This window comes from Pseudomonas sp. No.117 (assembly GCF_054558395.1).
Genome location: NZ_BAAJNP010000009.1, coordinates 300,305 through 325,049, shown reverse-complemented (window position 1 = coordinate 325,049; position 24,745 = coordinate 300,305). Strand labels below are relative to the sequence as shown.

The following is a 24,745-nucleotide window of genomic DNA, read 5'->3' as shown; positions in this document are numbered from 1 at the left end:
TTCACCCAACCTATCGTGACCATGGCGGTTCGCCCGCCACAGGCACCGCGGTAACCGTAGGAGCGGCCGCATCGGCGGACCGTCATGGCCACGATCAGCGCGATAAAGACAGTCGCGCCTACGGGCCGTGGTAGGTTGGGTTGAGCGCAGCGAAGCCCAACATCGCGTTGGGCGCCGGCAATGTTGGGCTTCGACGCTGGAGCCGTCGCAACCAAGCTACGGTTTATCGCGGCCATGGCCGCGATAAAGACCGTTGCTCCTACTGGGACGTCCCTAGCGGCGCCCGCGCCTTGAAGCTCCAGGTGAAGCAGAATTCCGCCACCTGCTCGCCACTTTCGTCGGTACCCACGCTGCGTAACTGCACCACCTGGGGCGCGCCCGTCTCCCGGGCCAGGCGCAGGGCGGCGGCGATGGCCTCGCCCTGGTCGCAACGAAAGACGATGGTACCCACCGCCTTCTTGGTGAAGGTCGCGTTCAGGGCCACCACCAGCATGGCGAAGCGACTGCCGGAGCGACGGATATGCAGGTCGGCGAGGATGCCGGTGGAAAATTCCGCCGCCATGCCCTCCACCGCCCAGAACATGCTCTTGAAGGGATTCTGGTTCAGCCAGCCATGGGTGACCTGCATCTGGCAGCCGCTGGCGTCCAACTGGCGCAGGCGCAGCCCGGCGATCTTGGCGATGGGCACCTTGGCCCAGACGAAGAGATTGAACAGCAGTCGATTCATGGCGGGCGCATCCGGCGGCCTGGCCGGAGCGCCAGGTGACCCGCAGCTTAGCGCGTCGCCCCGGGCCGCTCCATGGCCGCGGGGAGCGGCCGGGCAGACAGTTCGCGACCCCTGGGTCGCGCTACCCGGGGCGCCGCGACAAGGCCGCGACGCCCCAGGGGATCACAGCGGATTGGCGTTGAGCTGCTCGGCGTAGCGCCGGGTCATGAACACCGCGAACAGCAGGCCGGCCACCGCCAGACCACCGCCCACCAGGCCGATGTAGGGCATGCCGACATGGGTGCCCACCACGCTGCCCAGCAGGGCGCCACCGCCGATGCCGACGTTGTAGATACCCGAGAACAGCGCCATGGCCACGTCGGTGGCGTCCTTGGCCAGCGCCAGCACCTTGGATTGCAGGGCCAGGCCGAAGCTCATGATGGCGATGCCCCAGACCACGCTCAGCCCTTCCAGCAGGTAGCCCTTCCAGGCGAAGGGCAACAGCAGGAGCAGCGACAGGGCGATGCCGCCGATGGCGGTGATCAGGAAGCCGTTGGGGAATCTCAGGCTGTAGCGGCTGAACAGCAGCGAGCCGATCACCCCGGAGCCACCGAACAGCAGCAGCAAGGCGGTGATCTGCATGCCGGCCATGCCCGCCACCTCCACGGCGAAGGGCTCGATATAGCTGTAGCCGGTGAAGTGGGCGGTCACCACCAGCACCGTGAGCAGGTAGATGCACAGCAGCGCCGGGCGCTTGAACAGCACCGGCAGGCTGGCCAGCGACCCGGAGTTCTCGCTCGGCAGCAGCGGCAGGTTGCGCGCCAGCCAGAGCACCGTGCCCACCGCGACGGCAGCGATGGCGAGGAAGGTGTAGCGCCAGCCGAGCAACTCCCCGAGCACCCGGCCCAGCGGGATGCCCAGCACCATGGCCAGGCAGGTACCGGTGGCCAGCAGGCCGAGCGCCTGGGGCTGCTTGCCGGGCGGCGCGATGCGCACGGCAAGCGAGGCGGTGATCGACCAGAACACCGCATGGGCGAAGGCGATGCCGACGCGACTGGCCACCAGCACCTCGAAGCTCCAGGCCACCCCGGACAGCCCATGGCAGGCGATGAACACCACGAAGACGAACACCAGCAGGCGACGCCGCTCGATGGAACGAGTGGCGAGCATCATCGGCAGCGACATCAGGGCGACCACCCAGGCATAGATGGTCAGCATCAGCCCGACCTGCGACGGGCGCAGGTCGAAGCTGCGGCCGATGTCGCTGAGCAGCGCCACCGGGACGAACTCCGTGGTGTTGAAGATGAAGGCGGCCAGGGCCAGGGCGATGACGCCGGACCAACTGGGTTTCCGGGCTTCGGCGGTAGCATCCATAGGGCGATCTTCTACTCCAGAGCGGGATGGACGGGCAGCGGCTCCGCGGCGCGGAGTCGACGACGAAAACCCACGAGCAACGGCTTGGCCCGCCTGCGATGGCAAGATCGCGAGCGAGAAGGTTGCTGTAGGTAGGCTTGGTATTGGATGTAGTAAAAATTCTACGCTGCCGATTCGGACCCTCACAACCTCTCGCAGTTGCGAGCGTGGTGGGAGATCGCCTGCCGTTCTCCGCCAATGGCCTGATCGGCGAGACTTTTTTCGCGCTCCGGCACCCTGCCCAGAGCGGCGCGCTGCGACAAAACATCGCGAACCTTTCGCTCCTCCAGGGCTCGGACAGCAGACAGCGCAGCGGTTGACCTTGCCCCAGGGGCAAAGCTTAGCCTCGCTGTCGTCCTTTTCCTTCGAGGAGCTCGTCCCATGCGTATCGTCCTATCCAGTGCCCTGCTTGCCGTCACCCTGCTGGCGAGCGGCATATCCAGCGCCGCCGAGGATACCCATCAGGCCCACCAGGACATGCAGAAGAGCATGGCGGCCATGCACCAGGGCATGGAAGAAGGTCTCAAGGCCAAGGATCCGGACCTGGGCTTCGCCAAGGGCATGCTGGCTCACCACGAGGGCGCCCTCGACATGGCCCGCTATGAACTCCAGCACGGCAAGGACCCGGAAATGCGCCAGCTGGCGCAGACCATCATCCAGGCCCAGCAGAAGGAGATCGACCAGCTCAAGCGCTGGATCGCGGCCCACGGCAAGTGATGGCCGCAGGCGCGGGCGACTGGCACAGTGAAGTCCCCGCCTCGTCACGGAGACCGTCATGCTGATCGACCATCTGGATCACCTGGTGCTGACCACCGTCGACCTCGCCGCCTGCGAGGATTTCTACACCCGGGTGCTGGGCATGCGCCTAGACGTGTTCGGCGCCGGGCGCAAGGCGCTGAGCTACGGCAACCAGAAGATCAACCTGCACGAGCGCGGTCGGGAGTTCGAGCCCAAGGCGCACCTGCCGGTACCGGGCGCGCTCGACCTCTGCTTCATCGCCTGCCAACCGCTCGACGCGGTCATCGCCCATCTGCAACGGGAAGGCTGGCCGATCGTGGAAGGTCCGGTGGACCGTACCGGTGCGACCGGGCCGATCCGTTCGGTCTATGTGCGGGATCCCGATCTCAACCTGATCGAGATCTCGGAGTACCGGACCTGATACGCCCGAGGCGTCCCCGAGCGCGGCTCAGCGGCCTTTCAGACCGGACCTAGCGCGGCCGACCGAACACCTGGGTCCAGTAGAGGCTGTGGGTGCTGCGCGGATTCAGCGCATAGGCGGCGCCCATCTCGGTGAAGTCGGGACTCATGAGGTTGGCGCAGTGCCCGGGGCTGGCCAGCCAACCCTGCATGGCCTGGGCCACCGAGCCGGCGCCCGCGGCGATGTTCTCGCCGATGCGTGTCCAGCCATAGCCCTGCCTGGCCACCCGCTCGGCGACGCTGCCGCCGCCCGGCGCGGTGTGGGAGAAGTAGTCGCGCCCGGCCATGTCCTGGCTGTGGGCCAGGGCGGCGTTGGCCAGCGCCGGATTCCAGCGCAGCGGCGTGGTGGCGGCGAAGCGTCGGGTGCCGCAGGTACGGTCCTGGGCACGGGCGCGATTGACCTCGGCCAGGACCGCCTTGCCGGCGGTCTGCCAGTCGCCCAGGCCGGCGCTCACCACCGGGCGCGCCAGCACCAGTTGCCAGCGCGGCCCCTGCTGGCTCACTCCGATCTGCGCATAGTCGCTGCTGGCCAGCGGCCGGCAATACTGCTGGCGCAGCCCGGCCATGGCCGCCTGGGCAGTGGGCGCGCCCGCCAGCATGATCACCTGTACCGCCGACGCCTGATAACCCGCAGCGCGCAGATCGCTCTGCAGGCGATCGCGGCCGCTCAGTCGTACCGCCGCCAGGCGACTGTCGGCAGCGAGTGGCGCGGCGGCGCGGGTGCCCGGGCAACCCTGGGGAGCGGCGCGATAGGCGTTGATCAGGCTGATCAGCCGCGCCTCTTCGGGCGTCGCCGCCAGGGCGGCCTGGCTCAGCAAGGTCGTGGTCAGCAGCAGGGACAAGGCAGGGAAACGGGACATGCGTGAGCGGATCCGGAAAAGACGGAAGCGCTATGTACCCGGCCTGAATCCGGGGCGCAAGCCAGACCGGTGGCCAGCCGAGGAACGGATGGCAGTTTGCTTGCAAGGGTGATTGGGGTAGGCTCGCCGGCTCAATCAACAGGAGTCTCTCCCATGGCCAAAGCCTCTGCCCGCCACATCCTGGTTTCCAGCGAAGCCAAGTGCAACGAACTCAAAGCCGCCATCGAAGGGGGTGCCGACTTCGCCCAGGTGGCCAAGGACAACTCCAGCTGCCCGTCCAGCCGCCAGGGCGGCGACCTGGGCACCTTCCGCCCGGGCCAGATGGTCAAGGAATTCGACACCGTGGTGTTCAGCGCCCCGCTGCACCAGGTCCAGGGTCCGGTGAAGACCCAGTTCGGCTATCACCTGGTGGAAGTCACCAGCCGCGAGGATTGATCTCGCCGACGCTCTCGCCCGCCGCGGGAGCGTCCCCTCCCCCTTCCGCACGACCGACTATCCTGCAGATTCCCCTGCCCTCGCGAGGATAGCGCCTTGTCCACTCCCCTCTCCTGCCACGGCCAGTGCCTGTGCGGCGCCGTCCAGCTCGATTGCCGACCCGACAGCACCGAGGTATCGGCCTGCCACTGCCAGACCTGCCGCCGCTGGGGCGGAGGTCCACTGTTGGTGGCGGAGTGCGCGCATCCGCCCATCATCGGCGGCGGTGACGCCCTGGCCATCCACGCCTCTTCCGACTGGGCCGAGCGCGGCTTCTGCCGTCACTGCGGCACTCATCTGTTCTATCGACTCAAGACCAGGCCCTACTACGCCGTTCCCGTCGGCCTGCTTGGCGATGGCCCGGAATGGCACCTGACCAGCGAAGTCTTCATCGAGGCGAAACCTGCCTGGTACTGCTTCGCCAACACCACCCGCCAGCTGACCGGCGCCGAGCTGTTCGCCGAGCAGGACGTGGCGGACTAGCCGACGACAGCGGTCACCGTTCGGCGTCAGCCGTGGCCGCTGGTCGCCCGGGCGGGATCGAAGCCACCTCGTCCGAGGCAATGCTTATCGCCCTAAGGCTGATGCCAGAGCCCCCGGACACTTCACGCCGCTCGCCCTTTCGCCCCAGCCGCCTGCGGCCTGGGCGCGCACCCCTATCAAGCCGTTGCCAAACGCGCCGATGCCCAGGGGAGCTCCTTTCCCAGCCTGCCCACAAGAGGAACAATCATGGGGTTTCTGCAACGCTTCGGCGCGCGCGCTCGCCAGGGCGGCAGCCGCGTCTTCAGCCTCTCCTGCTCCAGCCGTGACCTGAGCGAACGCCTGAAGAGCGTCGCCCTCACGCCTACCTTCATCGCCGGTTTCGTCTCGCCGCACCTGGACCTGGACGCCATCGCCCGGCAACTGGCCGGCCGCTTCCCGGGCGCCTCGATCAGCCTGTGCACCACCTCCGGCGAACTCTGCGGCAGCGAGCAGCGCCTGTATTGCGCCGCCGACGGCGCCTGGGACCGACTGGTGCTGCAATTCTTCGATGGCTCGGTGATCGCCTCGGCCGAGGTGGTGCACGTTCCGCTGGACAGCGAGGACATCCGCCGGGGCGGACCGCGCCGCAGCATGAAGGAGCGCCTGGCGCGGCTGACCGAATCGCTCAAGCGCCTGCAGGTGCGCACGCCCATCGATCACCGCGATACCCTGGCCTTCGTGCTGTTCGACGGCCTGTCCGCTTCGGAATCCTTCTTCATGGAGGCGCTGTACGAGTCCGGCCGCTTCCCCTGCCTGTTCGTCGGCGGCTCCGCCGGCGGCAAGGGCGACTTCCGCCAGACGCTGTTGCACGATGGCCGCAAGGCCTATGAAAACCATGCCCAGCTGGTCTTCTTGAAGATGGCCCGGAACACCCGCTTCGGGGTATTCAAGAGCCAGAACTTCAGCGCCACGCCGCTGAGTCTCAATGTCCTCACCGCCTCCCTGGAAGAGCGCTACATCAGCCAGGTGGTCGACAGCCGCGGCCAGATCAAGAGCATGGTGGCGGCCCTCTGCGAGGCCCTGAGCTGCCGCGCCGAGCAGCTGGAGCAGCGCCTGGCGGACTATTCCTTCGCCATCCGCGTGGGCGAGGAGCTGTTCGTGCGCTCCATCGCCCGCATCGACTACCAGCGCGAGCGCATCCACCTGTTCTGCGACGTGGCGCCCGGCGAAGAGCTGGTGATGGTCAAGCGCACCTCCCTGGTGGACGCGACCCGCGAGGATTTCGCCCGCTTCCTGCAGGGCAAGAGCGGCACCCCGCTGGTGGGTGTGCTCAACGATTGCATCCTGCGCCGCGCCAACAACGGCGCCGAGCTGCCGCGCATGGGCGAGGTGTTCGGCCAGACGCCGGTGGTGGGCTTTTCCACCTTCGGCGAGATCCTCGGCCTGAACCTCAACCAGACGCTCACCGCGGTGTTCTTTTTCCGCACCCCGGAGGGCGCGCCCTTCCGCGACGACTACGTCGACAACTTCGCCGCCCACTACGGCGAGTTCAAGGCCTTCTTCCTGCGGAGGCAGATCAAGAAGCTGGCCGGCCTGAGCCAGGTGGTGGTCAACCAGATCGACGAATTCAAGCGGCAGAACTTCACCGGCGTGGTGGATGCCCAGGGCCTCGACGATTCCATCCAGGCGGTGTTCGGCGGTCTCGCCGACCTTGGCCAGGTACTCCGCCAGGCGCACCAGAGCCGCCAGGAGATCGGCGAGCAGCTGCGGCACTATTCCGGCGAATTGCACAGCAGCATGGACGACCTGGCGGGCAGCATCCACCAGCAGGGCGAGATCACTCGGCAGGCCGACGGCACCGTGCAACAGCTCACCGACCAGGCCGAGGATGTGGTGCGCAGCGCCAACGAGCTGAGCCAGTCGAGTCTGCGCATCCAGTCCATCGTCCAGGTGATCCAGCAGATCGCCGGCCAGACCAACCTGCTGGCGCTCAACGCGGCCATCGAGGCGGCCCGCGCCGGCGAGAGCGGGCGGGGCTTCGCGGTGGTGGCCGACGAGGTGCGCAACCTGGCGGCCATCACCCACAAGAACGCTGCCGAGATCGGCGCCGACATCGACCAGCTGTCCCGCGCCATCAGCGAGGTGGCGGCGCACATCGCCGAACAGGCCGAGGACGTGGGTTCGCTGCAGGGCCTGCTCGCCGGCCTGCGCGAATCCGGCCGCCTCACCGCCCAGACCTCGCACCGCACCAAGGACATCGCCGATACCCTCACCGGCCTCACCGCCGCCACGGCGTCCTGACCCCACAAGGACTTACCGTTCGTCGGCACTGACCGGCAAGTCCCACCGTCCGCCCCTCCGCTGCCTCTCACCAGGGGCAGAGACCCCAGCGCGCCGGATCACCTCCCGAGTGACCGCAGGGTCACGGCCAGCGCCGTGGCTTGCGGCCCGGTTTTGCCCTCACCAGCGACCCATGAGTCAGCAATAGACGCCCCAAACCCGCTCCCCGTCGCGTCTACGACTTTTGTAGTGACTATACGAAAGCACTACAAAACCCGGTTGACGACGCTCTGTTCTCCTGCAAATCTCTAGCTGCACCGGACGCGAACCCCCTATCCATGCGGGTCGCGCCTGGGCTCCGGGTGACCCTCGGGCCGTCTTGCGTAGTGATGCTCAAGAGGCACTACAAGAGAAGACGACTGGAACGCCACGCTGCTCGAGGCAGCGTCGCCAGAGGTGACGTCCGGATCCATGCAGGCACGCACGGCGACATGACTCGACAGCTGGGCCCTCCTCTCGCCTTCGCGACTGGCAGCCAGGTGGCAACCGCCACCCCGCGGCCAGGCGTTGGGAAAAGACTGGTACCCAAGCCAACCTCATCGAAAGGATCGACTCATGTCCGCTTACGAGAACGACGTTCAGGCCATCGCCGCCCTCAAGACCACCGCCGGCAACCACTGGAGCGCCATCAATCCGGAATACGCCGCGCGGATGCGCTTGCAGAATCGCTTCAAGACCGGTCTCGACATCGCCCGCCATTGCGCGGCCATCATGCGCCGGGACATGGCCGCCTACGACGCCGACAGCAGCGCCTACACCCAGTCGCTGGGCTGCTGGCACGGCTTCATCGGCCAGCAGAAGCTGATCGCCATCAAGAAGCACCTGGGCAGCACCCAAGGCCGCTACCTCTATCTGTCCGGCTGGATGATCGCCGCGCTACGCTCGGAATTCGGCCCGCTGCCGGACCAGTCCATGCACGAGAAGACCAGCGTGCCGGCGCTGATCGAAGAGCTCTACACCTTTCTGCGCCAGGCCGACGCCCGCGAGCTGGGCATGCTGTTCCGCGAGCTGGACGCCGCCCGCGCCGCCGACGAGAACGCCAAGGCCGCCGCCATCCAGGCCAAGATCGACAACCATGAGACCCATGTGGTGCCGATCATCGCCGACATCGACGCCGGGTTCGGCAACGCCGAAGCCACCTACCTGCTGGCCAAGAAGATGATCGAGGCCGGCGCCTGCTGCATCCAGCTGGAAAACCAGGTCTCCGACGAGAAGCAGTGCGGCCACCAGGACGGCAAGGTCACGGTGCCCCACGAGGATTTCCTGGCCAAGATCAACGCCGTGCGCTACGCCTTCCTCGAACTGGGCGTGGACGAGGGCGTCATCGTCGCCCGCACCGACTCCCTGGGCGCCGGCCTGACCAAGCAGATCGCCGTGAGCAAGCAGCCGGGCGACCTGGGCGACCAGTACAACAGCTTCCTCGACTGCGACGAGGTCGACGCCAGCCAGCTGGGCAACGGCGATGTGCTGATCAGCCGCGGCGGCAAGCTGCTCAAGCCCAAGCGCCTGGCCAGCGGCCTGTTCCAGTTCCGTGCCGGCAGCGGCGTGGACCGGGTGGTGCTGGACTGCATCACCTCGCTGCAGAACGGCGCCGACCTGCTGTGGATCGAGACCGAGAAGCCCCACGTCGGCCAGATCAAGGCCATGGTCGACCGCATCCGCGAAGTCGTGCCCAACGCCAAGCTGGTCTACAACAACAGCCCCTCCTTCAACTGGACCCTGAGCTTCCGCCAGCAGGTGTTCGACGCCCTGCAGGCCGAGGGCAAGGACGTCTCCGCCTACGACCGCGCCAAGCTGATGAGCGTGGACTACGACGACACCGAACTGGGTCGCCTGGCCGACGCGCGCATCCAGAGCTTCCAGCGCGACGCGGCGCGGGAGGCAGGCATCTTCCACCACCTGATCACCCTGCCCACCTACCACACCGCGGCGCTGTCCACCGACAACCTGGCCAAGGGCTACTTCGCCGAGGAAGGCATGCTGGCCTACGTCAAGGGCGTTCAGCGCCAAGAGATCCGCCAGGGCATCGCCTGCGTCAAGCACCAGAACATGGCCGGCTCGGACATGGGCGACGACCACAAGGAATACTTTGCCGGCGAGGCCGCGCTCAAGGCGGCGGGCAAGGACAACACCATGAACCAGTTCCATTGATCACGGCCACTGCGGAGGACACGCTCATGAACCTGAACGACAACCCCAGCCTGGACGACCTCAAGCAACTCTTCGCCCGGCTCAAGGACAAGAACCACAACCACATCCTCTGGGTCTGCGAGAGCGGCGCGGTACACGTCGACCGCCTGCCCGGCGGCGAGACGCCCGAGCAGTTCGAAGAGCGCCATCCCAGCCTGCGCATCCGCTTCAAGACCTACAACAAGGGCGGTGGCTACGTCGGCAAGTCGGCGGCGGCGGACGACAACTTCATCCGAAGCGTCCACGCCGCCCTGCAGGAACACTGGCGCCTGGCCGGTCGGCAGCAACGGCCGGCCTATGTGGATCGCTACTACTGAAATGAAAAAGGGCGCGGCGGGTAGTTGAACACCCGCCACGCCCTGCCCCACCTCCGAGGCGACTCGCCTGATCCTGCATGGCCCTACGGGATCGAGCGAGTCGCCTCTTCTGTTTACAAAACGAACAGATCCACGAAGCGATGCACTGGGGTGGCTTCCAGCCCTGCCTGGTCCTTGCACAGGTCGAAGATCTGGGCGCAGCGACCGGCCGGGAAGCGCGTGGCCAGGTTGTTCTGGAATTTGCGCTCCAGCAGCGGAATCCCCTCTTCGCGGCGCCGGCGATGGCCGATGGGATATTCCACGGCGATCTTCTCGGTGCTGCTGCCGTCGGTGAAGAACACCTGCAGGGCGTTGGCAATGGATCTCTTGTCGGCTTCCAGGTACTCGCGGCTGTAGCGCTCGTCCTCGACGATCTCCATCTTCTCGCGCAGCTGATCGATACGCGGATGCGCCTGGTGGAAGGCATCCTCGTAGTGCTCGGCGACCAGGTCACCGAACAGCAGCGGCACGGCGATCATGTACTGCAGGCAGTGGTCGCGGTCGGCGGCATTGGCCATGGGACCCTGCTTGGAGATGATGCGGATGGCCGATTCGTGGGTGGTCACCACGATCTTCTCGATCTGATCCACCCGGTCACGCACCTGGGGATGCAGCAGCACCGCGGCCTCGGCGGCGGTCTGGGCGTGGAATTCCGCCGGGAAGCTGATCTTGAACAGCACGTTCTCCATCACGTAGCTGCCGAAGCCCTGGGGAAAGCGGAACTGGCGCTGGTCGGCCGGCTTGGTGGCCAGGTCCTTGTTGGTGTGGCTGAACAGCACGTCGTAGAAGCCCCACTGGGGCGCGCTGAGCACGCCCGGGATGCCCATCTCGCCACGCAGGGCGATGTCGGCCAGGCGCACGCCGCGGCTGGAGGCGTCACCCGCGGCCCAGGACTTGCGGCTGCCGGCGTTGGGCGCATGGCGATAGGTGCGCAGCGCCTGGCCATCGACGAAGGCGTGGGACAGGGCCGCCAGCAGTTGCTCACGGTTGGCGCCCATCAGCTTGGCGCTGACCGCGGTGGAGGCCAGCTTGACCAGGAAGACGTGGTCCAGGCCGACGCGGTTGAAGGAGTTCTCCAGGGCGTAGACCCCCTGGATCTCGTGGGCCATGACCATGGCCTCCAGTACCTGGCGCATAGTCAGGGGCGCTTCGCCCTGGGCCACGCGGCGCTGGGACAGGTGGTCGGCCACCGCCAGGATGGCGCCGAGGTTGTCGGAGGGATGGCCCCACTCGGCGGCCAGCCAGGTGTCGTTGTAGTCCAGCCAGCGAATGATGCAGCCGATGTCCCAGGCCGCCTTGACCGGGTCCAGGCGATAGCTGGTGCCCGGCACCCGCGCGCCCTGGGGCACCACGGTGCCCTCCACCTGGGGCCCGAGCAGCTTGGTGCACTCGGGGAAGCGCAGAGACAGCAGGCCGCAGCCGAGGGTGTCCATCAGGCAGTTGCGGGCGGTGTCCAGCGCCTCGCGGGAGGTGACCTGGTAGGTCAGGACGTAATCGGCCAGGTCCTGGATGACCTGGTCGTAATCGGGTCGGTTGTTGAGATCGACGTTGGCGCTCATGGGTTTTGGTTCCTAAATATCGCGGCTACGGGCCGCTCCTACAGGGGTTTGCTGCCATGGCCGCTCCCGTAGGAGCGGCCATGGCAGCGATCAAACATTCATCGATTGGCGATGGGCGTGAACGGCCGCTGCTCAACCCCGATGTAATCCGCACTGGGGCGGATGATGCGGTTGTCGGCGCGCTGCTCGAAGACGTGGGCGCACCAGCCGGCCGTCCGCGAGCAAACGAAGATCGGGGTGAACAGCGGCGTCGGGATGCCGAGGAAGTGGTAGGCCGAGGCGTGGTAGAAGTCGGCGTTGGGGAACAGCCCCTTCTCCTCCTTCATGGTGCGATCGATGGCTTCCGAGACCGGGAACAGCACCCGGTCGCCCACCTCCGCCGCCAGCTGCCGGGCATAGTCCTTGATCACCTCGTTGCGCGGATCGCTGTCACGGTAGATGGCGTGGCCGAAGCCCATCACCTTTTCCTTGCGTTCGAGCAGCTGCTTGAGGCCGGTGACCGCCTCCTCCGGCGAGGCGAAGCGCTCGATCAGCGCCATGGCCGCCTCGTTGGCGCCGCCGTGCAGCGGCCCGCGCAGGGAGCCAATGGCGCCGGTGACGCAGGAATAGAGGTCGGAGAGCGTCGAGGCGCAGACCCGGGCGGTGAAGGTGGAGGCGTTGAATTCGTGCTCGGCGTAGAGGATCAGCGAGACGTTCATCACCCGGGCATGCAACTCGCTGGGCGCCTTGCCGTGCAGCAGGGTCAGGAAGTGGCTGGCGATGTCCGGGGCATCGCTGGTGCAGTCGATGCGGGTGCCGCTCTGGCTGAAGTGGTGCCAATAGAGCAGGATCGCTGGGAAGGCACCGAGCAGGCGGTCGGCCACCAGTTGCTGGTCGGCGAAGCTACGCTCCGGCTCCAGGGTGCCGAGCAGGGAAGCGCCGGTGCGCATCACGTCCATGGGATGGGCGCTGGCGGGAATGCGCTCCAGGCCTTCCTTGAGCGGCTGCGGCAGGTCGCGCAGCGCGGCCAGGCGCTGGCGGTAGGCGTCCAGTTGCGCCTGAGTCGGCAGCTCGCCATATAGCAACAGGTGGGCCACTTCCTCGAAGTCGGCCTCGGCGGCCAGTTCGCGGATGTCATAGCCCCGGTAGGTGAGGCCGGCACCGGTCTTGCCGACGGTGCATAGCGCGGTGCGGCCGGCGACCTGACCACGCAGGCCGGCGCCGCCGAGGGTTTTGCTGTCTGCCATCGTCTCGCTCCTCTTGGAGTTGTTATGCGAAAAAGCGGGCGTTCAGGGTGGAGCGTCAGTGTTTCTGTTGTTGGAACAGGCGATCCAGCTGATCCTCGTAGCGGTGATAGTCGATGCGGTCATAGAGCTCGGCGCGGGTCTGCATGGTGTCGACCACCGCCTGCTGGCTGCCATCGCGACGGATCGCCGTGTAGACGTTCTCGGCGGCGCGGTTGGCCGCGCGGAAGGCCGACAGCGGATAGAGCACCAGGCTGACCTCGGCCCCGGCCAGCTCCTCGGCGGTGAACAGCGGCGTGGCGCCGAATTCGGTGATGTTGGCCAGGATCGGTACCCCCACCGCCTGGGCGAACTGGCGGTACATGGGCAGCTCGGTCATCGCCTCGGGGAAGATCATGTCGGCGCCGGCCTCGACGCAGGCGCAGGCGCGGTCGATGGCGGCCTGCAAGCCCTCCACCGCCAAGGCGTCGGTGCGGGCCATGATGACGAAGTCGGGATCGGTACGGGCGTCCACCGCCGCCTTGATGCGGTCGACCATCTCCTGCTGGCTGACGATTTCCTTGCCCGGCCGGTGGCCGCAGCGCTTGGCGCCCACCTGATCCTCGATATGCATGGCCGCCGCGCCGGCCTTGATCAGCGACCGGACGGTGCGGGCCACGTTGAAGGCCGAGGCGCCGAAGCCGGTGTCGACATCCACCAGCAGTGGCAGGTCGCAGACGTCGGTGATGCGGCGCACGTCGATCAGCACGTCTTCCAGGCCGCTGATGCCCAGGTCCGGGAGGCCCAGGGAACCGGCCGCGACGCCGCCGCCGGACAGGTAGATGGCCTGGAAGCCGGCGCGCTTGGCCAGCAGCGCATGGTTGGCGTTGAGGGTGCCGACCACCTGCAGCGGGCGTTCGGCGGCGACGGCGGCGCGGAATTTCTGGCCGGGACTGACGGCAGGCATGGCGTTACCTCGACTGAGCTTGGACTAGGGGATGGTGCTGCAGATTGCGCTTGGACGCGGCGATGTGGCGGCGCATCAGCAGCTCGGCCAGTTCGCCATCGCCCTCGGCCAGGGCATCGAGGATGCGATGGTGCTCGGCAAAGGCCTGGCGCGGTCGATTGGGGGTGGCGGAGACCTTCAGCCGGTACATGCGCACCAGGTGATAGAGCTCGCCGCAGAGCAGCCGCACCAGCATGCCGTTGCCGCTGGCCTGGATGATGCGGTAGTGGAAGTCGTGGTCGCCTTCCTGCAGGTAGTAGCCAGTACCGGCCTGGAACGCCGGGTCGCGCTCGTGGGTATCCAGCAGCTGGCGCAATTCGTCGATGCCCTGGGCGGTGAGGCGCTCGGCCGCCAGGCGGCAAGCCATGCCTTCGAGGGATTCGCGGATCTCATAGAGTTCGACCAGCTCGGCCAGGCTCAGGGCGGCGACCCGGGCGCCGGCATGGGGCACCCGCACCACCAGGCGCTGGCCTTCCAGACGATGGATGGCTTCGCGCAGCGGCCCACGGCTGATGCCATAGGTACGCGCCAGCTCGGGCTCGGAAATCTTGCTGCCCGGCGCCACGTCACCGCGGACGATGGCCTCGCGGATCCGGCGGAACACCTGCTCGGAGAGGGTCCCGTTGTCGGTCTCGGGCGCTTCGGCCTGGAGGGGGCTATCGATCATTGTCGACACCTTTTATGTTTATGGCCTGAATAACTACGCCTGAACGCCTTTCCCGTCAATCTTTGTCGACAATCCGGCTGTGACAGCCTGTATCTCGCCCCGCCAGGAGCGGTTCGCTACACTAGCGCGCCGACCTCCCAGCCGACCTCGCCATGCCCCTCTGCCGCCTGCATCCCCTGCCCTACCACGCCGATCCCACGGCGCGTTTCGCCCTGCTGCACGGCGAGCCCGGCGCGGTGCTGCTGGATTCGGGCCGGCCAGTGGCCGAGCGCGGGCGCTACGACCTCATGGCGGCCTGGCCGCTGCAGGTGCTGCAACCCGCTTCCGGCGAGACGGGCCACGCCTTTTTCACGCGGACGCGCGCCGCCCTGGCCAGCCTGGGTCACGCCGACCTGCCGGAAGGTGCGGAGCTACCCTTCGCCGGTGGCCTGCTGGGCTATCTCGGCTATGACTTCGGCCGGCGCCTGGAACGGCTGCCGGAGGGTGCCCGCGCCGATCTGCAGCTGCCCGATGCCCGCCTGGGGCTTTATGCCTGGGCGCTGATCACCGATCACCAGGCACGGACCAGCCAGCTGGTCTGCCATCCAGCACTGGACGCAGGCGAACGGCAGCGGCTGATCACCCTGTTCGAAGCCGAGGCAACGCCCGAGACCTCTGACTTCAGCCTCACCGCGCCCTTCACCGCCGACATCGACCGCGATACCTATCGCCAGCGCATCGAGGCCATCCAGGCCTATATCGCCGCGGGCGATTGCTACCAGGTCAACTTCGCCCAGCGCTTTCGCGCGCCCTTCCAGGGCTCGCCCTGGACCGCCTACCTCGCCCTGCGCGCGGCCTGCCCGACGCCCTTCTCCGGCTACCTGGCACTGGACAGGGGCGCCCTGCTCAGCCACTCACCGGAGCGCTTCCTGCGGGTGAGCCGCGGCCAGGTGGAGACCCGGCCGATCAAGGGCACCCGGCCACGCCGCGCCGATCCCGCCGCCGATGCCGCCGAAGCCGATGCGCTGCTCGCCAGCCCCAAGGATCGCGCCGAGAACCTGATGATCGTCGACCTGCTGCGCAACGACCTGGGCCGCAGTTGCCGCATCGGCTCGGTGCGGGTGCCCGAGCTGTTCGCCCTGGAGAGCTATCCCAACGTCCACCACCTGGTCAGCGCCGTGACCGGTGACCTGGCCGCCGGGTTGGATGCCCTGGACCTGCTGGCCGGCAGCTTTCCCGGCGGCTCCATCACCGGCGCACCGAAGATCCGTGCCATGCAGATCATCGACGAGCTGGAAGAAACCCGCCGCGGCCCCTACTGCGGTTCGCTGCTCTACCTGGACGTGCGCGGCGAGAGCGACAGCTCCATCCTCATCCGCAGCCTGCTGGCCGAGGATGGGATGCTCAGTTGCTGGGGCGGCGGCGGCATCGTCATGGATTCCCACTGGGCCGACGAATACGCCGAGTCCCTGGCCAAGGTGCGGGTCTTGCTGGAAACGCTGGAAGCCCACAGCTGATCCGGCTTTGCTACCATGGGCGCAACCTTCGCCTGGCTGGAGCCCGCCATGTCTCTCGATCTCGCCCGCATCAACGCCGACCTCGGCCGCGACCCCGAAAAGCTCGTCGCCTGGGCCCTGGGGCTGGGTAAAAGCGCCATCGTCACCACCAATTTCCGCCCCTTCGAGGCGGTGATCCTGCACCTGGTCAGCCAGGTCAAGCCGGACATCCCGGTGGTCTGGATGGACAGCGGCTACAACACCCCCGCCACCTATCGCTGCGCCGACGAGATCGTGCGCAAGCTCAATCTCAACCTGGTGACCTACCTGCCCAAGCGCTCCCGCGCCCATCGCGAGGCCATCGACGGCCCGGTCCCGGGGCTGGACGATCCGCGCCACGCCGCCTTCACCGAAGAGGTCAAGCTCGAACCCTTCGCCCGTGCCCTGCGCGAGACCGCCCCGGAAGTCTGGTTCACCGCCCTGCGCGCCACCGACACCGCGGTGCGCGCCCAGATGGACCCGGTCAGCGTCAATCCGGATGGACTGATCAAGGTGGCGCCGCTGCTGCACTGGACCTCCAAGGACCTCTACCAGTACCTGACCGCCCACGACCTGCCCAACGAATTCGACTACTTCGATCCCACCAAGGGTGACGAGAATCGCGAGTGCGGCCTGCACCTCGCCCACTGAGTCGAAGCTTCCCGCGCGTCCGGCCCCGGACGCGCCCTGCTCTGCTGAACTGCCGCCCATGACCGCTTCCCGCCCTACCCACTCCCGCAAGGGCGTCTTCGCCGTGGTGCTCGGCAACGCCGTGGAATTCTTCGACTTCGGCGTCTACGCCACCTTCGCCGTGCTCATCGGCCAGGTGTTCTTTCCCTCGGAAAACGCCTTCGCCAGCCTGATGGCCAGCGTCATCACCTTTGGCGTCGGCTTCGTCGTCCGGCCGCTGGGCGCCATCTTCATCGGCGCCTGGGCCGATCGCGTCGGCCGCAAGCCGGCGATGCTGCTGACCATGGTGCTGATGGCCCTGGGCACCGGCGGCATCGCCGTACTGCCCGGCTACGACCAGATCGGCATCGCCGCGCCCATCCTGCTGGTGCTGACGCGCCTGCTGCAGGGCCTGGCCTGGGGCGGCGAAGCCGGTCCCGCCACCACCTACATCCTCGAAGCGGCGCCGCTGCACAGGCGCGGCACCTACGCCTGCTGGCAGGTGGTGGCCCAGGGCCTGGCGGCGGTGGCGGCCGGCTTGATCGGCTATGGCCTGACGCTCTGGCTCACCCCCGAGCAGCTGCAGGCCTGGGGCTGGCGCCTGCCCTTCCTGCTCGGCCTGGCGATCCTGCCCATCGGCCTCTATATCCGCCGCGGCCTGGTGGATACCCATGCGGGCGAGACGCGTGGGACCGGGGCGGTGCTGCGCGAGGTCGTGACCACCCAGCGCCGCCCGCTGCTGCTGGGACTCTTGATCCTCTCCGGCAGCACCATCACCCAGTATTTCCTCAACTACATGACCACCTTCGCCCTGGTGGAGCTCAAGCTGCCTACCGGCATCGCCATGCTCGCCACCCTGGTGATGGGCGCGGCCATGGCGGTCTGCTCGATCCTCGGCGGCATCCTCAGCGATCGCTATGGCCGACGCATCATCCTGATCCTGCCGCGCCTGCTGTTGCTGGTGCTGCTCTATCCGGCGCTGGAGCTGATCATCCAGGCCCCCGGACCGGGCACCTTCCTGCTGACCCTGGCGGTGCTCTCCGGCCTGCATGGCATGAGTGGCGCCGCCCTGATCGTCTTGCTGGTGGAGAGTTTCCCGCAGCGGGTGCGGGCCACCGGCTTCTCGCTGGTCTATGCGGTCGGCGTCGCGGCCTTCGGCGGCACCGCCCAGATCGTGGTGACCTGGCTGCTCGGCGCCACCGGGGATCGCATGGCGCCAGCCGTCTACCTGCTGGTGGCCAACCTGGTCTGCCTCGGCGCCGCCTGGTTCGCCGCCGAGACCTGTCCGGGGCGTCAGCCGGCGGAACGCTCCGCGACATAGACCTCTTCGCGGCGGTGCTTGCGTTCCAGCTGGCGGTAGACCACCCCGGTGAGCAGCAGGCCGAACACCAGCACCCCCGCCAGGAGATAGAGCCCCGAGGCCAGGGTGCCGGTCGCCGCCTTGAGCGCGCCGATACCGTAGGGGCCGAGATAGCCGCCCAGGTTGCCCACCGAATTGATCAGGGCGATGCCCGCCGCGGCGCTGGCTCCGGCGAAGAAGCGCCCGGGCAGGGTCCAGAACAGCGCGGTGAGGGAAAACAGGCAGAAGGCCACGACCGACAGCGCCGCCAGTTGCAGCACGGCGGTGCCGAACCAGGCGCTACCGGCCATGGCCAGGGCGCCCACCGCATAGAGCACAGCCAGGTGCCCGTAGCGATCGCCCAGGCGATCCGAGCTGCGCGGCACGATGAGCAGGCCGAGGATGCCGAAGGCATAGGGAATGGCGGAAATGAAGCCGGTGGTGAGATCGCTGCCGCCGAATTGGTGGATCAGCGTTGGCAGCCACAGCCCCAGGCCGTAGATGCTCAGGGTCACCGGCAGGTAGTAGAGTGCCAGGAGCAGCACCCGGCGATCCTTGAGCGCATGCAGCGGGTTGCCGTGGCGGGTCTGGTCGAAGAGGTGCAGGTCCTTTTCCAGCTCCGCCGCCAACCAGCGCTTTTCCTCCGCATCGAGCCAGGCGACCTGCTGCGGACCGTCCGGCAAGCGGGTCAGGGTCGGCCAGGCCAGCAGCACCGCCGGCGCGCCGATACAGAGGAACAGCCACTGCCAGCCGTGCAGGCCGAGGGCGCCATCCAGCTGCAGCAACAGGCCCGACAGCGGGCCAGTCACCAGCATGGCGATGGGTTGGGAAAGGATGAACAGCCCCATGATCTTGCCGCGATGGCGGACCGGGAACCACTGGGTGAGGTAGTAGAGCACCCCTGGGAAGAAGCCGGCCTCGGCCACCCCCAGCAGGAAGCGCATGACGTAGAAGCTGGTGGGCCCCTGGACGAAGGCCATGCCCATGGTGATGGCGCCCCAGGTCACCAGGATGCGGGCGAACCAGCGGCGCGCGCCGAAGCGCTCCAGCAACAGGTTGCTGGGCACCTCGAAGAGGAAATAACCGATGAAGAACAGCCCGGCGCCAAGGCCATAGGCGGCGTCGCCGATGCCGACGTCGGCGCCCATGTGCAGCTTGGCGAAACCCACCGCGGAGCGGTCGATGTAGGCCACGAGATAGAGCAGTACGAGGAAGGGGACGAGCTTGAAAGTGATCCGGCGGATGAGGGCGGATTCGGGGTTCATGGCGTTCTCCGACTTGTTGTTTTTGTGCGGTTGGAGCGCAAATCAGGCAAAAGTCTAACGTAATATCATTGAATCGTTAAATAGCCTTAAACAGCCACTTATCGACTTCTGTAGTTGTTTTGGTACTATTAAAATAAAGATACGAAGTGAGAAATCATATATCTTGATTTCCGCTGATCCCGATTCCAGAGCCGTCGAGCCCGTCATTACGATGGTTATCGCACTGACAGTGTTATAGTGATGGCACGACGACTCGGATGCCTTTCGATGAATTACAAGACACCGCTGCCGCGCAAAAGCAGACATGCTCGCATCGTCCACGAGCTCGGGACCCAGATCGTGTCCGGACGCTTCCTGCCCGATCAGCGCCTGCCTCCCGAGGCGCAACTCTGCGAAGACTACGAGGTGAGTCGCCCCGTCCTGCGTGAGGCGACGCGGGTACTGGTCGCCAAGGGCCTGGTGAGGTCCAAGCCCAAGGTCGGGACCGTGGTCAAACCACGCAGCGAGTGGCATCTCCTCGATCCCGACGTCCTGCACTGGCTGCTGCAGAGCGACTCCCGGCACACCTTCTACGAAACGCTGGTCAAGGTGCGCAACATCATCGAGCCGGAGATCGCGGCCATGGCCGCGGCCAACGCCCATCCCGACGACGTGACCGCGATCGAGGAAGCCTACCTGCGGATGGAGCGCTCGGAAGACATCGCGTCCATGGCCGAGCCGGACATGGCCTTCCATCTGTCCATCGCCAACGCCACCCACAACGAGTTGCTGACCCACCTCTACAGCATCATGCTGTTGCCGGTGCGCGACTACCTGGAGCGCTCCTCGACGCGATTCGCCGACGACGGCCTGGACCTGCTGGTGTCCCGGCACAAGGCGATCCTCACCGCGATCCAGCATCGCGACCCGCTCAGCGCCCGCCATGCGTCGATCGCCCAGCTGGCCGGCGTCGAGGACCTGGTCGCCGACGCGTTCCGGAAGGAACCCTTGTCCGAGCGCGATGTTTCGTATGATCATTGAGGCAAACCCTGTCGCGGTATGCCTCCATGTCCAGCAGCTACCATGCCTCCACCGTAGAACAGCTCGGCCAGCGCCTCGCCGCCGGCCAGTTTCCCCCCGGTAGCTCACTCAAGGTCGAAGCCGATCTCTGCCAGGAGCTGGGCGTCAGCCGCACCATCCTGCGCGAGGCGATCAAGACCCTAGCGGCCAAGGGCATGCTCGAAGTCGGCCCCAAGGTCGGTACCCGGGTGCTGCCGCTCAGCCGCTGGAATCTGTTCGACACCCAGGTGGTGGGCTGGCTGGCCACCGGCGGCCTGCCCGCCCACTTCGTCAAGGACCTGCTTGACCTGCGCCACGCTATCGAGCCGGCAGCGGTGCGCTGGGCCTGTGAAAGGGCCACCCCCGAGCAGGTGCAGGCGATCGGCAAGGCCTACCAGCACCTGGAAGCCTCCCTCGACGGCGGCGACTACAACGCCGCCGACCAGCACTTCCACGAGTGCGTGCTGGCCGCCAGCCATAACCAGTTCATCGAGCAGATGGTGCCGGCGCTGGGCGCCCTGCTGGCCGCCTCCTTCACCCTGTCGTCGGCCGATCCCGATGAGTTGCGGCGGACCCTCCCCCTGCACAAGACCCTCGCCGATGGCATCGCCTCCCGCGACGCCGCCCGAGCTGTCTGGGCCTGCATGATGCTGATCGACAGCGCCGCCGTGACCCTGGCGCGCTACGCCGACTGACGTCCCGGCCCGCGCAACCTCCGTGTCCTGCCAGGTTCCTAGGCCTGGATTTCCCGTCCTGCCACAACAAGAGAGGTGAACGATGGATTGGCAGCCGCTGCTTCCCCAGCGCTTCAAGCTGGCCGAGGGTCCCTTCTGGGACCAGCAGACCAAGGCGCTCTACTGGGTCGACATCGCCGGCTTCAAGGCCTGCCGCCTGCACGGCGAGCGTTATCAGGAATGGCAACTGGACCGTCCCTGCTCGGCCTTCGTGCCCACGGTCCGTGGCGATGCGCTGGTGACCCTGCCGGACGGGGTCTTCCGCCTGGACCTCGACTCCCCCACTGACCGCCCGGCCCTGGAGCTGTTCTGCGTCGCCGACCCGGATCCGGGCAATCGTGGCAACGAAGCCCGCTGCGATGCCCGGGGCCGGCTGTGGCTGGGGACCATGCAGAACAACCTCGATGCCCAGGGTGGCGACGTGGCCATCGACAGGCACTCGGGCGGGCTGTTCCGCATCGATCCGGACGGCAGCGTCACCCGCCACGCCAGCAACCTAGGCATTGCCAATACCCTGGTGTGGAGCGCGGCGGAAAACCATGTGATCAGCGCCGACACCTTGAAGGACACCCTCTATCGCTATCCGCTGGATACCGCTGGCAACCTCGGCGAACCCGTGGTCTGGGCCGGCCCCCACGAACGCGGCTCGCCGGACGGCTCGGCCATCGACAGCGAAGGCTGCGTGTGGAACGCGCGCTGGGATGGCAACTGCCTGCTGCGCTTCTCGCCGGAAGGCGACCTGCTGGAGATCGTCGAGGTGCCGGTCCAGCGCCCCACCAGCTGCGTCTTCGGCGGCCCCGACCTGCGTACCCTGTTCGTCACCAGCGCGGCTGCCGACGGGGCGCTCGACGGCGCCATCCTGCAGGCGACCGCACCGGTTTCCGGCATGCCCTGCCACCGCTTCGCCGGCTGATTCATCCTACCGATCCAGGGGCCGCGCGGCGGCCTTACCGGGCGCAAGGCCCTATGTAACGGAGTGGTGACAGAGAGACGAAAAACTTCGTCACCTTTTCCTTGCGCCCGCCCCCTTCCAATCATACTATCAATGGACAGCAGCGTCGTCTGACCTCCAACGACGGCAGGCCGCTGTCTCGCATTGCCTGGCCACACCAATAAAAACAAGGAGTTCCAGCTATGTTCCGTGTCCCGGGAGTTCGTTCCCTGCTGCGCGCCGCCCTCGCTGCCGGTGCCGTCAGTCTGTCGCTATCCGCTTTCGCTGCCGATCCGGTCAAGATCGGTTTCCTGGTCAAGCAACCCGAGGAACCCTGGTTCCAGACCGAGTGGGCCTTCGCCGAAAAGGCCGCCAAGGACAAGGGCTTCACCCTACTCAAGATCGCCGTACCGGATGGCGAGAAGACCCTCGCCGCCATCGACAGCCTGGCCGCCAACGGTGCCAAGGGCTTCGTCATCTGCCCGCCCGACGTCTCCCTCGGCCCAGCCATCGTGGCCAAGGCCAAGCTGAACGACCTCAAGGTAATGGCGGTGGACGATCGCTTCGTCGACGCCAAGGGCAAGTTCATGGAAGACGTGCCCTACCTGGGCATGGCGGCCTTCGAAGTGGGCCAGCAACAGGGCGCCGCCATGGCCGCCGAAGCCGAGAAGCGGGGCTGGAAGTGGGATGACACCTACGCGGTGATCAACACCTACAACGAGCTGGACACCGGCAAGAAGCGCACTGACGGCTCGGTGGAAGCCCTGAAGAAGGCCGGCCTGCCCGCCGACCACATCATCTTCGCCCCGCAGAAGACCCTCGACGTACCCGGCAGCATGGATTCCACCACCTCCGCACTGGTCAAGCTGCCCTCGGGCGCCAAGCACCTGATCATCGGCGGCATGAACGACAACACCGTGCTGGGCGGCGTCCGCGCCACCGAGAGCGCCGGCTTCAAGGCCGAGCAGGTGATCGGCATCGGCATCAACGGCACCGATGCCATCGGCGAACTGAAGAAACCCAACAGTGGCTTCTTCGGCTCCATGCTGCCCAGCCCCCACGAAGAGGGCTACCAGACCGCCAGCATGATGTACGAGTGGGTCACCACCGGTAAGGAACCGCCCAAGTACACCGCGATGGACAAGGTCACCCTCATCACCCGCGCCAACTTCCAGCAAGAGCTGGAAAAGATCGGCCTCTGGAAGTGATGACCCTGGCGGCGCCGGTCCTGGCGCCGCCACCCTCTTCTATCTAACAGGAGTGCCCCATGGCAGCCCTGGAACACACCACCGCCCAGAGCGCCGACAGCCTCGGCTTCGTCGGCATCGGCAAGACCTTTCCGGGCGTCAAGGCGCTCGCCGACATCTCCTTCAGCGTGCGTCCCGGCTCGGTGCATGCCCTCATGGGCGAGAACGGCGCGGGCAAGTCGACCCTGCTGAAGATCCTCAGCGGCTACCACGCTCCCACCACCGGCCACCTCAACGTCGATGGCCAGGAACTGGTGTTCAAGAGCACCGCCGAAGCCATCCGCGCCGGCGTCGCCGTGATCCAGCAGGAATTACAGCTGGTGCCGGAGATGACCGTCGCCGAAAACCTCTTTCTCGGCCACCTGCCGGCGCGCTACGGCATCGTCAATCGCGGCCACCTGCGCCGCCAGGCGCTGGACCTGCTCAAGGGCCTGGCCGAAGAGATCGACCCCCATACCAAGGTCGGGCGCCTGTCGCTCGGCCAGCGCCAGCTGGTGGAGATCGCCAAGGCGCTCTCCCGCGGCGCCCGCGTCATCGCCTTCGACGAGCCCACCAGCTCCCTGTCCGCCCGCGAGACCGACCGGCTGATGACCATCATCGCCCGGCTGCGCGACGAAGGCCGGGTGGTGCTCTATGTCTCCCACCGCATGGAAGAAGTCTTCCGCATCTGCGACGCGGTGACGGTGTTCAAGGACGGTCGTCACGTGCGCACCATCGAGCGCCTGGCCGACATCACCCCCGACCAGTTGATCACCCTGATGGTCGGCCGGGATCTCGCCGACATCTACGACTACCGCCCGCGCGCGATCGGCGGTGGCTGCCTCAAGGTCGAGGGCCTGCTCGGCCAGGGCCTGCAGCAGCCGGTGGGCTTCGAGGTCTGCCAGGGTGAGATCCTCGGCCTGTTCGGCCTGGTCGGCGCCGGGCGCACCGAGCTGCTGCGCCTGCTGGCGGGATTGGAGAAGCACAAGGCCGGCAGCCTGATCCTCAAAGGCGCCCCGGTCAGCCTGAAATCCCCACGGGACGCCATCGCCGCCGGCATCCTGCTCTGCCCGGAAGATCGCAAGAAGGAAGGCATCGTGCCCCTGGCCAGCGTGGCCGAGAACATCAACATCAGCGCCCGCGCCCATCACGCCAGCCTCGGCTGCCTCATCCAAGGTCGCTGGGAAAAGGCCAATGCCGAAAAGCAGATTCGCGCGCTGAACGTGAAGACGCCCCATGCCGGGCAGAAGATCAAGAATCTCTCCGGCGGCAACCAGCAGAAGGCCATCCTCGGTCGCTGGCTGTCGATGCCCATGCAGGTGCTGCTGCTCGACGAACCCACCCGCGGTATCGACGTCGGCGCCAAGTCGGAGATCTACGCCATCATCCATGACCTCGCCGCCCGCGGCATCGCCGTGGTGGTGGTGTCCAGCGACCTGATGGAAGTCATGGGCGTGGCCGATCGCATCCTGGTGATGAGCGAAGGCGCCATCACCGGCGAGGTGGCCCGCGCCGAGTTCAACGACGAGCGCCTGCTGCAGCTCGCCCTGCCCCGTACCCGTGCCTGAACGGCCTGACAACAAGACAAGAACAGAGG

Annotated in this window: 23 protein-coding genes; 15 read left to right on the top strand and 8 right to left on the bottom strand. The window is 67.0% G+C overall.

The window, feature by feature from the left end; all coding sequences use genetic code 11:
• Positions 1-259 precede the first annotated feature (259 nt).
• Positions 260-727, bottom strand: coding sequence for a DUF4442 domain-containing protein (locus ACYJP6_RS22485; RefSeq protein ID WP_459477999.1), 468 nt, complete (start codon positions 725-727; stop codon positions 260-262).
• A 162-nt stretch (positions 728-889) separates the two neighbouring features.
• Positions 890-2,080 (bottom strand): sugar transporter, encoded by a 1,191-nt coding sequence (locus tag ACYJP6_RS22480; RefSeq protein ID WP_459477997.1) that lies wholly within the window; start codon positions 2,078-2,080, stop codon positions 890-892.
• Between the two features lie 420 nt (positions 2,081-2,500).
• Here ACYJP6_RS22480 and copM point away from each other — a divergent pair, with 420 nt between their 5' ends.
• The gene (gene copM, locus ACYJP6_RS22475; protein WP_459477995.1) at positions 2,501-2,836 is read left to right on the top strand and encodes a CopM family metallochaperone; all 336 of its coding nucleotides are present in this window, start codon (positions 2,501-2,503) and stop codon (positions 2,834-2,836) included.
• 61 nt (positions 2,837-2,897) lie between these two features.
• Complete coding sequence (locus ACYJP6_RS22470) at positions 2,898-3,278, top strand: VOC family protein (RefSeq protein WP_459478076.1); 381 nt, start codon at positions 2,898-2,900, stop codon at positions 3,276-3,278.
• 49 nt (positions 3,279-3,327) lie between these two features.
• Here ACYJP6_RS22470 and ACYJP6_RS22465 read toward each other — a convergent pair whose 3' ends face one another.
• A complete protein-coding gene (locus ACYJP6_RS22465; protein WP_459477993.1) occupies positions 3,328-4,176 on the bottom strand; it encodes a CAP domain-containing protein in 849 nt (282 codons plus the stop codon).
• A 153-nt stretch (positions 4,177-4,329) separates the two neighbouring features.
• Here ACYJP6_RS22465 and ACYJP6_RS22460 point away from each other — a divergent pair, with 153 nt between their 5' ends.
• The 5 genes from ACYJP6_RS22460 (at position 4,330) to ACYJP6_RS22440 (ending at position 9,959) form a co-directional block, all read left to right on the top strand.
• On the top strand, positions 4,330-4,611 hold the full coding sequence (locus ACYJP6_RS22460; RefSeq protein WP_007160531.1) for a peptidylprolyl isomerase: 282 nt from the start codon (positions 4,330-4,332) through the stop codon (positions 4,609-4,611).
• Positions 4,612-4,707: 96 nt separating this feature from the next.
• The gene (locus ACYJP6_RS22455) at positions 4,708-5,133 is read left to right on the top strand and encodes a GFA family protein (protein ID WP_459477991.1); all 426 of its coding nucleotides are present in this window, start codon (positions 4,708-4,710) and stop codon (positions 5,131-5,133) included.
• A 246-nt stretch (positions 5,134-5,379) separates the two neighbouring features.
• Entirely contained in the window at positions 5,380-7,413 is a 2,034-nt protein-coding gene (locus tag ACYJP6_RS22450; protein WP_459477989.1) for a methyl-accepting chemotaxis protein, read from the top strand.
• Positions 7,414-8,007: 594 nt separating this feature from the next.
• Positions 8,008-9,603 (top strand): isocitrate lyase, encoded by a 1,596-nt coding sequence (locus ACYJP6_RS22445; protein WP_459477988.1) that lies wholly within the window; start codon positions 8,008-8,010, stop codon positions 9,601-9,603.
• A gap of 26 nt (positions 9,604-9,629) precedes the next feature.
• Positions 9,630-9,959 (top strand): hypothetical protein, encoded by a 330-nt coding sequence (locus tag ACYJP6_RS22440; protein ID WP_459477986.1) that lies wholly within the window; start codon positions 9,630-9,632, stop codon positions 9,957-9,959.
• A gap of 113 nt (positions 9,960-10,072) precedes the next feature.
• Here the strand turns inward: ACYJP6_RS22440 and prpD are convergent, their stop codons facing one another.
• From prpD to ACYJP6_RS22420, 4 genes are all read right to left on the bottom strand, one after another.
• The gene (gene prpD, locus ACYJP6_RS22435) at positions 10,073-11,557 is read right to left on the bottom strand and encodes a 2-methylcitrate dehydratase (protein ID WP_459477984.1); all 1,485 of its coding nucleotides are present in this window, start codon (positions 11,555-11,557) and stop codon (positions 10,073-10,075) included.
• Between the two features lie 98 nt (positions 11,558-11,655).
• Positions 11,656-12,783: a bifunctional 2-methylcitrate synthase/citrate synthase gene (gene prpC / locus ACYJP6_RS22430; protein WP_459477982.1), complete on the bottom strand. Its 1,128-nt coding sequence runs from the start codon at positions 12,781-12,783 to the stop codon at positions 11,656-11,658.
• A gap of 55 nt (positions 12,784-12,838) precedes the next feature.
• Positions 12,839-13,726, bottom strand: a complete 888-nt coding sequence (gene prpB / locus ACYJP6_RS22425) for a methylisocitrate lyase (RefSeq protein WP_459477980.1) — start codon at positions 13,724-13,726, stop codon at positions 12,839-12,841.
• Positions 13,727-13,730: 4 nt separating this feature from the next.
• On the bottom strand, positions 13,731-14,432 hold the full coding sequence (locus ACYJP6_RS22420; RefSeq protein ID WP_459477978.1) for a GntR family transcriptional regulator: 702 nt from the start codon (positions 14,430-14,432) through the stop codon (positions 13,731-13,733).
• A gap of 152 nt (positions 14,433-14,584) precedes the next feature.
• Between ACYJP6_RS22420 and pabB the strand changes: the two genes are divergently transcribed.
• From pabB to ACYJP6_RS22405, 3 genes are read left to right on the top strand one after another with little or no spacing between them, the layout of a single operon-like run.
• Positions 14,585-15,928 (top strand): aminodeoxychorismate synthase component I, encoded by a 1,344-nt coding sequence (pabB, locus tag ACYJP6_RS22415; RefSeq protein WP_459477976.1) that lies wholly within the window; start codon positions 14,585-14,587, stop codon positions 15,926-15,928.
• A 48-nt stretch (positions 15,929-15,976) separates the two neighbouring features.
• On the top strand, positions 15,977-16,597 hold the full coding sequence (locus ACYJP6_RS22410; RefSeq protein WP_017641933.1) for a phosphoadenosine phosphosulfate reductase domain-containing protein: 621 nt from the start codon (positions 15,977-15,979) through the stop codon (positions 16,595-16,597).
• A gap of 58 nt (positions 16,598-16,655) precedes the next feature.
• Positions 16,656-17,936: an MFS transporter gene (locus tag ACYJP6_RS22405; protein WP_459477974.1), complete on the top strand. Its 1,281-nt coding sequence runs from the start codon at positions 16,656-16,658 to the stop codon at positions 17,934-17,936.
• Here the strand turns inward: ACYJP6_RS22405 and ACYJP6_RS22400 are convergent.
• The gene (locus tag ACYJP6_RS22400; RefSeq protein ID WP_459477972.1) at positions 17,909-19,219 is read right to left on the bottom strand and encodes an MFS transporter; all 1,311 of its coding nucleotides are present in this window, start codon (positions 19,217-19,219) and stop codon (positions 17,909-17,911) included. The two genes, ACYJP6_RS22405 and ACYJP6_RS22400, sit on opposite strands and share 28 nt — an antisense overlap.
• Positions 19,220-19,486: 267 nt before the next feature.
• Between ACYJP6_RS22400 and ACYJP6_RS22395 the strand changes: the two genes are divergently transcribed.
• From ACYJP6_RS22395 to araG, 5 genes are all read left to right on the top strand, one after another.
• The gene (locus ACYJP6_RS22395) at positions 19,487-20,239 is read left to right on the top strand and encodes a FadR/GntR family transcriptional regulator (protein ID WP_459477970.1); all 753 of its coding nucleotides are present in this window, start codon (positions 19,487-19,489) and stop codon (positions 20,237-20,239) included.
• A 26-nt stretch (positions 20,240-20,265) separates the two neighbouring features.
• On the top strand, positions 20,266-20,952 hold the full coding sequence (locus tag ACYJP6_RS22390) for a FadR/GntR family transcriptional regulator (RefSeq protein ID WP_459477968.1): 687 nt from the start codon (positions 20,266-20,268) through the stop codon (positions 20,950-20,952).
• A gap of 82 nt (positions 20,953-21,034) precedes the next feature.
• Positions 21,035-21,904, top strand: coding sequence for an SMP-30/gluconolactonase/LRE family protein (locus ACYJP6_RS22385; RefSeq protein ID WP_459477966.1), 870 nt, complete (start codon positions 21,035-21,037; stop codon positions 21,902-21,904).
• A gap of 221 nt (positions 21,905-22,125) precedes the next feature.
• Positions 22,126-23,130 carry a substrate-binding domain-containing protein gene (locus ACYJP6_RS22380; RefSeq protein WP_007160547.1) on the top strand — a complete coding sequence of 335 codons (1,005 nt, stop codon included), beginning with the start codon at positions 22,126-22,128 and terminating at the stop codon, positions 23,128-23,130.
• Positions 23,131-23,189: 59 nt separating this feature from the next.
• Positions 23,190-24,716, top strand: coding sequence for an L-arabinose ABC transporter ATP-binding protein AraG (gene araG, locus ACYJP6_RS22375; protein WP_459477964.1), 1,527 nt, complete (start codon positions 23,190-23,192; stop codon positions 24,714-24,716).
• Positions 24,717-24,745 lie beyond the last annotated feature (29 nt).